This is a genomic window from Bathymodiolus platifrons methanotrophic gill symbiont (assembly GCF_002189065.1).
In the GTDB taxonomy this organism is placed as follows: Bacteria; Pseudomonadota; Gammaproteobacteria; order Methylococcales; family Methylomonadaceae; genus Methyloprofundus.
In genome coordinates this window covers 1-8961 of record NZ_BDMN01000035.1, presented here as the reverse complement: position 1 = coordinate 8961, position 8961 = coordinate 1, and the positions used below count along the sequence as shown (strand labels likewise).

Here is an 8961-nt window from a genome sequence, read left to right as displayed (position 1 = left end):
AGCGACAAACGTTTTTACTGTAAGAGAACGAAGACTCTTAGACTCAAACTACAGATTTCCAATTATTAAGACGCAAGTCTTGATAAGAGACGGTTGATAGTGAGGTTATATACAGGTATATAATCAGACTAGTCAATCAACACCGATTGCTTGGTGACCATAGCGAGCGTGAACCACCCGATCCCATCTCGAACTCGGAAGTGAAACCGTTTAGTGCCGATGATAGTGTGGATTTATCCATGTGAAAGTAGGGAATTGCCAAGCTCTTAAACTTAAAACCCATCTTCTAGCGAAGATGGGTTTTTTTTTGCCTAAAGGATTTGTTGTACAATATCCGAATGAATCCGTAGGGCGTGCCTTTAGCCCGCTTTGTACAGACAAAAAATATAAAGCGGGCTAAAGCCACGGCCTACGCTACAATTTTAGCTACAACCGGTTTAATATGTTGCTGTTGCTGCTTAAGATCTGAAGTTTCCCAATAATTATTTATGGTAAAATTGAAACTATGCTACAACTATATGAAAAAAATAGTCTTTTCATTCGTTTCAAATGCTATTGCCTAAGGGGAATTAAGTAGGGGTTTGCTATAAACATGGCAAAACCACCTAAAATAAACCTCGATACACCAGCATTGTGTATTTCAGCTACTCAATAATTGGGAAACTTCAGCTTAAGATTTCCCCAATAAATATTTGTAATTTAGTTTATGACATATAAAACAGATCAATCGGTAACTCATACTCCTATGATGCAACAGTACTTGCGGATTAAGGCTGATTATCAAGACACGCTGGTGTTTTACCGTATGGGAGATTTTTATGAGTTATTTTTTGATGATGCAAAAAAAGCGGCGGAACTGTTAAGCATAACTCTGACTGCAAGAGGGAATTCTGCCGGGTCTCCTATTCCCATGTGTGGTTTGCCTTATCATGCAGCTGAAGGCTATATCGCTAAATTGATGAAAATAGGTGAGTCTGTTGCGATCTGTGAGCAGATAGGTGATCCAGCAACATCGAAAGGGCCGGTTGAACGTCAGGTTGTGCGTATTGTGACCCCGGGTACGGTGACGGAAGAGGCTTTATTAGAGGAACGGCAGGATAATTTATTAGTAGCAATTTATTTTGCAAAAGATTATGGCATTGCTTGTCTAGATGTAACGAGTGGGCGATTTATATTACAGCAGGTCAATTCGGTTGATGAATTATTGAGTGAAATTGAACGCCTTAATCCAGCAGAGCTCTTGTGTAATGAAGACTGGAATATTCCAGCAGCATTAAAAGATCGTAGGGGATTAACGCGTCGTCCTCCCTGGCATTTTGAGGAAGTCAGTACCAGGAAATTAATCCTGAAGCAATTTAAGACCCATGATCTTAAAGGTTTTGGTTGTGAGCATTTAACTAGTGCAATCTCGGCGGCAGGAGGCTTATTGCAATATGTGAAAGATACCCAGCAAAGCGCTTTGCCTCATATACAGGGTATTCGAGTAGAAAGTAGTGATGAAAGTATTTTATTAGATGCATCTAGTAGACGTAATTTAGAATTAGATTTTCACCCTTCAGGGCAGCTATGTTTTACTCTTTTTGGCGTCCTAGACAAAACTGTGACAGCGATGGGTAGCCGTTGTTTACGACGTTGGCTAAATCGTCCCTTACGTGATCAGACGATATTAAATAGTCGTTATGACTGTGTTGATGCTCTCTTAAATAATGTATTGTATGAAGCGGTACGTGAAAATCTCCGTTCGGTTGGCGATATAGAACGGGTCAGTGCCCGCGTAGCCTTAAAATCTGCACGGCCACGTGATTTGTTAGTATTGCGTGATACTTTTGTTACCTTACCTTCGTTGCAGGCACAGGTAGCACAGACAGAATGTACTCAGATTGATGAGTTAGCTACCAGAATCGGTGAGCAACCCGAGTTTTTAGCTTTATTACAGCGTGCCATTATTGATAATCCACCGGTATTAATTCGAGATGGTGGAGTCATTGCGTCAGGCTATAATCAGGAATTAGATGATTTACGTGATCTGAGTCAAAATGCTAACCAATTCCTGATTGATATGGAAACCCGTGAAAAAGAAAATACCGGGATAGCGACATTAAGAATTAAATATAATCGCGTGCATGGTTATTATATTGAAATTCCTCGTTCACAATCTGATGATGTGCCGGATACCTATACCCGTAAGCAAACATTAAAAAATGCAGAGCGGTTTTTTACCAGTGAATTAAAAGATTTTGAAGATACTGTGCTCAATGCTAAGGAGCAATCTTTAGCTTTTGAGAAAAAACTTTATGATGAATTACTCGAAGCTATTGCGACAATATTAATTCCTATTCAAATTTGTGCCCTGGCTTTAGCGGAATTAGATGTGCTGGCTAATTTTGCTGAACGTAGTATGAGTTTAAATCTATCTCGCCCTGTTTTGCAAAAACAACGGGGAATAAATATAGAAGGAGGGCGACACCTAGTTGTTGAGCAAGTGTCTGATATTCCCTTTGTTGCTAATGATTTAGATTTTAGCGATACGCGACAGATGCTTATTATTACCGGGCCAAATATGGGGGGTAAATCGACCTATATGCGCCAGGCAGCATTGATTGTACTTATTGCGCATATAGGCTGTTTTGCCCCTGCAGCAAAAGTACAATGTGGGCCAATTGACAAAATATTTACTCGAATCGGTGCCTCGGATGACTTAACTAGTGGCCGTTCTACCTTTATGGTAGAGATGTCTGAAACAGCAAATATCTTGCATAATGCGACAGCCAATAGTTTAATCCTGATGGACGAAATAGGACGGGGTACGAGTACTTTTGACGGTTTGTCATTAGCCTGGGCCTGTGCTGATTATTTAGCTAAAGAGATACATGCATTTACCTTATTTGCGACGCATTATTTTGAACTAACTAGTTTGCCAGAGGAGCAAGGCACGATCCATAATGTACATTTAGATGCGATGGAGCATGGCGATAAAATTGTTTTTTTGCATGCCGTTAAAGAGGGGGCTGCGAGTCAAAGCTATGGATTGCAAGTAGCATCTCTGGCTGGCATACCAGGCTCAGTGATAGAGCAAGCCAAGCTTAAACTAAGTCATTTAGAGGATACTGCCTATAAAGAACAACAGGCTGAAATAGGCAGTAATCAATTAGATTTATTTGCTATTAATGAGCCACACCCGGCTGTTGGTTTAATTGAAAAGCTATCGCCAGATGAGTTAAGTCCGAGAGAGGCGCTGGATTTTCTTTATACATTAAAGCAAACCTTGTAGAGCGGACTTTAGTCCGCTGCTTGTAATTGGAGCTAGATATTAGCGGACTGAAGTCCGCTCTACCGCTATTTATTTAATGAAATACTTGTTTTAGTTAGTGTAATACGACGCTCTTTATATAAAGAGCCAATAGCATGTTTGAATACTTTTTTACTGACGCCAAAAGCCGCATTAATCGCTTCGGGTGAGCTTTTATCTGATAGCTCTAAAAAACCATTATTATCTTTAAGTCGCTGAATGATTTGCTCAGTGACTGGTGTTACATGGGTATAACCAGTTTTATTTAAACTTAAATCAATTTTTTGATCTTCACGTATTTTTTTAATATAGCCCTTAAGCTTTTGTCCTTCTTTTAAAGGTTGAAAAACCTCATTATGATATAAAACACCCCAGAAATTCTCATTGATTACGGCTTTAAAGCCTAAGTCTGTTTTACCGGCAATAATCAATGAAACTTCGTCGCCTTCCTTTAAATAGCGCGCTTCATCTGAAATATAGTGATTCAAATAAGTGGAAGCTGCAATACGGTTTTGTGAGTCGAGGTATACTTTTACTAAGCAATAACGGTTTTCTTCCAACTCATAATCTTGTTCAGAAAAAGGCACTAGCAAATCCTTAGTAAGTCCCCAGTCAAGAAATGCCCCCGCAGCTCCAGTAGAAACAACCTTTAGCCAGGCTACACCATCCATTTTCACCAAAGGTCTTTTACGTGTCGCCAGTAGTTCACCGTCTGATCCGGTATAAATAAAAACTTTAAGAGGCTCACCTATTTTTGCTTCTTTAGGTGCTTGTTTATCTGCTAAAAGAATATCTCCATGACTGCCACCATCCAGGTAGAGCTGCATGCCAGTATCTTTTGTTATGTTTAAGGTATTAAACTGCCCAATATTGATCATAGTTTTTAGAGTATTAGGTGAAATAAGTGTGTTTTACTGAATGTGTATGCTCGGTTCTCGAACTCATACTTCTGCTAAATTACCCTTGGTTTCCAGCCAGTATTTTCTATCTTGAGCACGCTTTTTAGCTAATAATAAATCCATTTTTTCATTTGTATCATCATCTTCTTCAATAGTCAGTTGTACTAGACGACGAGTATCAGGATTCATGGTTGTGACCCGTAATTGGGAAGGGTTCATTTCTCCCAGACCTTTAAAACGTTGCACATTGATTTTACCTTTCAGCTTTTCGGCCTTGATACGGTCTAAAACGCCTTGGCGTTCATGTTCGTCCAGGGCATAAAATATTTTCTTACCCACATCAATACGATAGAGGGGAGGCATGGCAACAAATACATGTCTCGCTTTAACAAGACTAGGGAAATGTTTAAAAAACAGGGCGCAAATTAAAGTAGCGATATGCAAACCATCTGAATCGGCATCGGCAAGTATGCATATTTTACCATAGCGCAGTCCTTGCAAGTCCTCTGTGCCAGGCTCAATACCTAATGCTACGGCAATATCATGCACTTCATTTGAGGCCATGACTTGAGTTGAATCAACTTCCCAGGTATTTAGAATTTTACCGCGTAGAGGCATAATTGCCTGGAACTCACGCTCTCGTGCCTGTTTTGCTGAGCCTCCAGCAGAATCCCCTTCGACGAGAAACAGCTCACTACGATTGATGTCTTGCGATGCACAGTCAGCGAGCTTTCCAGGTAACTGAGGCCCTGCAGATATCTTTTTTCGAATTGCTTTTTTGCTAGATTTTAAACGCTTTTGTGCACTTAATATGATGACTTCGGCGATTTTTTCGCCAGCGGCAGGGTGTTGATTAAGCCATAAGCTAAGACTGTCTTTGGCAATACCTGAGATAAAAGCAACGCATTCGCGTGAGCTTAAGCGTTCTTTAGTTTGTCCGGAAAATTGAGGGTCTTCTAGTTTAACTGATAATACGTAATGACAAAGCTCCCAGACATCTTCCGGGGTAATTTTAACTCCCCGGGGTAATAAGTTTCGAATTTCGCAAAATTCACGCATTGCTTCAGTGAGTCCAGCGCGCAAACCATTGACGTGAGTTCCACCTTGAGCGGTAGGCACCAGGTTAACGTAACTTTCGGTAACATTTTCAGGTAAAGATTCTGTCGTCCAGACGATCCCCCACTCAACCGCTTCATGGTTGGCTGACATCTTGCCCATAAAGGGCTCTGTAGGGTAAAACTCAACATTGCCTACTCTATCTAATAGATATTCTTCCAGGCCATTTTCATAATGCCATTCCCATGACTCATCAGTTTGCTCAATTGATAAGCGGATCTTTAACCCTGGGCATAGCACTGCTTTTGCTCTTAGGACATGTTTAAGCTTGATAACCGAAATTTTGCTGGAATCAAAATAGCTCGCATCCGGTAAAAAATGCACCATCGTACCCGTATTGAGCTTGCCAACACTACCTGTCTCACTGAGGTCAGTCTGCTTTTCACCATCAGCAAATTGCATGTGGTAAATTTTACCATTACGCTTGATTTCTATATTCAGTTGTTTTGACAATGCATTTACAACAGACACCCCGACACCATGGAGGCCACCGGAGAACTGGTAATTTTTATTAGAAAATTTACCGCCAGCGTGTAGTTGAGTCAATATGACTTCTACACCCGGCATATTTTGCTCAGGGTGCATATCAACCGGCATACCGCGACCATCATCCTGAACTTTAACGCTACCATCTTTAAATAAAATGACATCTATACTTGAAGCGTGTCCCGAAACTGCTTCATCAACACTATTATCCACTACTTCCTGTACCAGATGGTTAGGGCGGGTAGTGTCGGTATACATGCCAGGGCGTTTGCGTACAGGGTCTAAGCCACTTAAAACTTCAATAGCTGCTGCGTTATAGGTATTACTCATTTTCTAGTTAATTACTCTGATGTTTTTCATATATAATAGATCGTTTAATCTATCCTATCATTAAATTTTTTTATCGACATGCCTAGAAAGAAAAGTGCCACCTTATTTGAAGATTCTCTTAAAGGATTAGAAGAGATTGTTGAGCAATTAGAGCAGGGTGATATTTCTTTGGAAGAGTCATTAAAATCATTTGAACAAGGTGTGAATTTAACGCGTACTTGTCAAAAAGCTTTGCAAGAGGCAGAGCAGAAAGTGCAAATTTTATTAGAAAAAAACGGTCAACAAACTTTGGAGTCATTTAACGATGAGTAACGCCCTAAAAGAATATTTAGTCACCAGCCAGGAGCGAGTTGAAAAAGCTCTGGATCTACGCTTGCCAGCAAATACAATTTTACCTAGAAAGCTACATGATGCCATGCGTTACAGTACTCTGGATGGCGGAAAGCGTATGCGTCCCATGTTGACGTATAGTGCAGGTAAAGCTTTGGGGATTGCGCCGGAAAGTTTAGATGGTCCAGCTTGTGCCGTAGAGATGATTCATGTTTATTCATTGATTCATGATGACTTACCTGCGATGGATGATGATGATTTGCGTAGAGGTAAAGCGACTTCTCATGTGGCTTATGACGAGGCAACCGCTATATTGGCAGGAGATGCTCTACAGGCTTTGGCATTTCAAGTGCTAGCAAATGATAGCAGTATGAATGCCAGCGCAGAGTCACGTATACAAATGATTAATGCGTTGACTAAAGCCAGTGGTTCATTAGGTATGGTAGGTGGACAAGCGATTGACCTGGAGTCTGTGGGGAAAAAGCTGACTTTGCCTGAATTAGAAAATATGCATATTCACAAAACAGGAGCACTTATTCGTGTAAGTGTTCAACTGGCAACCTTGTCAAAGCCTGATTTAGACCCTGCCACTGCCAGTAAATTAGATCATTATGCCAAATGTATCGGCCTGTCTTTTCAGGTTAAAGACGATATTTTAGATGAAGAAAGCGATACGGCTACATTAGGCAAAACTCAGGGTAAAGACCAGGATAATGATAAACCGACTTACCCTGCCTTGTTAGGACTAGCGGGTGCCAAACAAAAAGCACAGGATCTGCATGAGCAAGCAGTAGAAAGTCTAGCTGGGTTTGGTGCAGAAGCTGATTTGTTGCGTGATTTGTCTTTGTATATTATTCAGCGAGATCATTAGGCTTGTAGATTCTTCAATAATATATTTTCTGGTAGGAGTAAAAAAGCTTTAGCTTTTTTCTAGTAACAGTAATGTGCATTGCAGATACTTGTTTAATATTAGTATTGCTCGCTCAATACTACTTTCTTAATTATATGTTACTGAAGTTTCCCAATAATTATTTATGGTAAAATTGAAACTATGCTACAACTATATGAAAAAAATAGTCTTTTCATTCGTTTCAAATGCTATTGCCTAAGGGGAATTAAGTAGGGGTTTGCTATAAACATGGCAAAACCACCTAAAATAAACCTCGATACACCAGCATTGTGTATTTCAGCTACTCAATAATTGGGAAACTTCAGTTATATGTTATAGTGATGTATAAATATGATGTATGATGTGTAAGGTGTACAGAACACAAATATATTTCGAAGAGCTATTATTTGCAGATGTTAAGAGGCAAGCCAATAATTTAGGGCTATCGCTCTCTGCTTACATTAGAAAAACGCTAGAAAAAGACTTGGAAGAGAGAAAGAAAAATCCTCAAACACTGGATTTTTCTGATTTTTCAGGAATGTGGGAAAATAGGGAGATAAGCCAGGAATCAATTAGAAAACAAGCCTGGAAATGATTGTCTTAGATACTAATGTATTGATTGAAATTTTAAAAGGTAATGAGGAAACCATTAAAACAGTACACGCTTTTAATGAAGATCTTGTTATTTCTTCTATCTCGGTAATGGAGCTTTATTATGGTGCCATTAATAAAGCAGAGACAAAAAAACTTGAAAAGTTTGTATCACTTTTTAAGGTAGAGCACTTGAATGAGAATATCTCAAAGAAATCTACACTGCTGATTAAGGCTTATGCAAAGAGCCATAACCTGGATATTCCTGATAGTCTTATTGCAGCAACAGTTTTAGTGCGAGATTGTAAGATTTTTACTTACGCTTAAAATCAGGGAAACGGAGCCTAAGCGGAGTGATGATTTTTAGTCCCTGGTAGGCGACAGGGCAATTCGCTGATCCGAAGTGCGCTAGTAGCGCGCGAGGGAGGCAAGAATTGCATTCCGAATAGCCGTCCAGCCATTTGAGGTAGTCTTAACGGAGCAGGGTTTTGTGCGTAGTTGAGACGGACGCAGGGCGACCAGGGCATCTCCCATTCGCTGCGTAGGCGAATGAATGTTGGTGACAGGAGTCCCAGAATGTTGTGAGGTAGCATGGCGCGCCTGTAATCTTAAGGATTTTAGTTATATAAATGGATTGGAGTTGGTTAAGTTTTAGTGTTAGAACTTATCGGGGAATATTGTTAAATCAGCTTGATAAAAAATTCACATCCTTGACCGCGTACTGTTTTTTCATTATGAATACTTTGTGCTTCTAGATTAATCGGCGGTTCCATGGCCACAAAGGTTAAGATTTGTAGTAAATGGTTCTGCACCATATCGCGTAGTTGACCTGTCTGGTCAAAATATTCCCAGCGTCCTTCTATTCCTACTTCTTCAGCAACAGTAATCTGTACTGAGTCAATAGTATTATGATCCCAGTTTGTGGTGAAGATAGAGTTGGCAAAGCGCAAAGCAAGTAAGTTCAGTACGGTTTCTTTACCAAGGTCAGAGCACCTGACCTCTACCTTTACATAAATCCCCCCAGTTAAGTA

The 8961-nt window shown here is 40.1% G+C and carries 8 protein-coding genes, 1 rRNA gene and 1 pseudogene; 6 read left to right on the top strand and 4 right to left on the bottom strand.

Features of this window, described 5'->3' with window-relative positions:
* Positions 1 to 149: 149 nt before the first annotated feature.
* Both rrf and mutS read left to right on the top strand, forming a co-directional pair.
* Positions 150 to 264: ribosomal RNA gene (gene rrf / locus CDZ78_RS02590) — 5S ribosomal RNA — on the top strand.
* A gap of 442 nt (positions 265 to 706) precedes the next feature.
* Positions 707 to 3271 carry a DNA mismatch repair protein MutS gene (gene mutS, locus CDZ78_RS02585; protein WP_148900538.1) on the top strand — a complete coding sequence of 855 codons (2565 nt, stop codon included), beginning with the start codon at positions 707 to 709 and terminating at the stop codon, positions 3269 to 3271.
* Between the two features lie 65 nt (positions 3272 to 3336).
* Here the strand turns inward: mutS and CDZ78_RS02580 are convergent, their stop codons facing one another.
* Together CDZ78_RS02580 and parE are read right to left on the bottom strand one after the other, a co-directional pair.
* On the bottom strand, positions 3337 to 4167 hold the full coding sequence (locus tag CDZ78_RS02580) for a CvfB family protein (protein ID WP_087868565.1): 831 nt from the start codon (positions 4165 to 4167) through the stop codon (positions 3337 to 3339).
* Positions 4168 to 4230: 63 nt separating this feature from the next.
* Positions 4231 to 6120 (bottom strand): DNA topoisomerase IV subunit B, encoded by a 1890-nt coding sequence (parE, locus tag CDZ78_RS02575; RefSeq protein ID WP_087868564.1) that lies wholly within the window; start codon positions 6118 to 6120, stop codon positions 4231 to 4233.
* A gap of 78 nt (positions 6121 to 6198) precedes the next feature.
* Between parE and CDZ78_RS02570 the strand changes: the two genes are divergently transcribed.
* From CDZ78_RS02570 to CDZ78_RS02555, 4 genes are all read left to right on the top strand, one after another.
* A complete protein-coding gene (locus CDZ78_RS02570; RefSeq protein ID WP_080523675.1) occupies positions 6199 to 6432 on the top strand; it encodes an exodeoxyribonuclease VII small subunit in 234 nt (77 codons plus the stop codon).
* Positions 6425 to 7321: a (2E,6E)-farnesyl diphosphate synthase gene (gene ispA, locus CDZ78_RS02565; RefSeq protein WP_087868563.1), complete on the top strand. Its 897-nt coding sequence runs from the start codon at positions 6425 to 6427 to the stop codon at positions 7319 to 7321. Before CDZ78_RS02570 ends, ispA begins: the two co-directional genes overlap by 8 nt.
* Before the next feature lie 388 nt (positions 7322 to 7709).
* On the top strand, positions 7710 to 7934 hold the full coding sequence (locus CDZ78_RS02560) for a hypothetical protein (protein WP_140413849.1): 225 nt from the start codon (positions 7710 to 7712) through the stop codon (positions 7932 to 7934).
* Complete coding sequence (locus CDZ78_RS02555) at positions 7931 to 8257, top strand: type II toxin-antitoxin system VapC family toxin (protein ID WP_087868561.1); 327 nt, start codon at positions 7931 to 7933, stop codon at positions 8255 to 8257. The genes CDZ78_RS02560 and CDZ78_RS02555 overlap by 4 nt, the downstream gene beginning before the upstream one ends.
* Before the next feature lie 81 nt (positions 8258 to 8338).
* Here CDZ78_RS02555 and CDZ78_RS23535 read toward each other — a convergent pair whose 3' ends face one another.
* Positions 8339 to 8464 carry a hypothetical protein gene (locus CDZ78_RS23535; RefSeq protein WP_263458613.1) on the bottom strand — a complete coding sequence of 42 codons (126 nt, stop codon included), beginning with the start codon at positions 8462 to 8464 and terminating at the stop codon, positions 8339 to 8341.
* Between the two features lie 191 nt (positions 8465 to 8655).
* A pseudogene (locus tag CDZ78_RS02550) lies at positions 8656 to 8961 on the bottom strand (hypothetical protein); the annotation flags it as partial.